1 protein-coding gene is annotated in these 1027 nt (G+C 67.6%); it reads left to right on the top strand.

The window, feature by feature from the left end; genetic code table 11:
• Positions 1-130: 130 nt before the first annotated feature.
• Entirely contained in the window at positions 131-1027 is an 897-nt protein-coding gene (locus ACGFIE_RS33730; RefSeq protein WP_393302691.1) for an IS5 family transposase, read from the top strand.

Below are 1027 nucleotides of genomic sequence, written 5' to 3'. Positions count from 1 at the left end.
CTAGGCCGTGTTTCGTAGGGCGTTGATGTTGGGGCGTGGCGGTGGTCGCTAATTGAAGAGGTCTCCGGTAGTTGGTTCAGCGACCAAGCTAGAACTTCACACCGGAGACCTCGTGCCGAGCGTAACGGCAGTGAGGCGACATGACCTGACCGACGTGCAGTGGGCGGCGTTGGAGCCGTTGCTGCCTGCCGGAATGGGTCATGCTCGGCCGCGCAGATGGACCATGAGACTGATCATCGACGGGATCCGGTGGCGGGTCCGGACCGGATCGCCGTGGCGCGACGTGCCTGCGGAGTACCCGCCGTGGCAGACCTTGTATCGATGGTTTCGGCGGTGGCAGCGTGACGGTGTCTGGGCGCAGATTCTCACCTCGTTGCAGGCCCGCGCGGACGCGGCGGGGTTGGTCGGCTGGACGGTGAGCGTGGACTCGACCATCAGCCGCGCCCACCAACACGCGGCGGGAGCCCGCCGCGACGGCCGGGCGCAGAAGGAGCCTCCTGGTGGTGTGCAGGCCGAGCCGGCAGATCACGGGCTCGGCCGGTCGAGGGGCGGCTGGAGCACCAAGACCCATCTGGCCTGCGAGCAGGGCCGCAAACTGATGGCCCTGGTGGTGACCGCCGGACAGCGTGGTGACAGCCCACAGTTCATCCCCGTGTTGGCCAAGGTCCGCATCCCCAGAGCCGGTGGTGGCCGGCCACGCACCCGCCCCGACACCGTGCTGGCCGACAAGGCGTACACGTCCAAGGCCAACCGCGCCCACCTGCGATCCCGGGGCATCCGCGCGTGCATCCCGAGCAAGGCTGACCAGGACGCGCACCGCAAGGCCAAAGGATCCCAAGGCGGACGTCCGCCCGCCTTCGACCCCGACGTCTACCGCCTGCGTCACGCCGTGGAGTGCGGCATCAACCAGCTCAAACAACACCGCGCCATGGCCACCAGATACGACAAACTCGCCGTGCGCTACGAAGCCACCCTCACCATCGCCGCCATCAACCAATGGCTTCGTGCCCTACGAAACACGGCCTAG

The sequence above is a fragment of the Micromonospora sp. NPDC049275 genome, from assembly GCF_043197115.1.
In the GTDB taxonomy this organism is placed as follows: Bacteria; Actinomycetota; Actinomycetes; order Mycobacteriales; family Micromonosporaceae; genus Micromonospora.
Note: the sequence above shows the minus strand (reverse complement) of the source record. Positions and strands in the feature narration are given on the sequence as shown.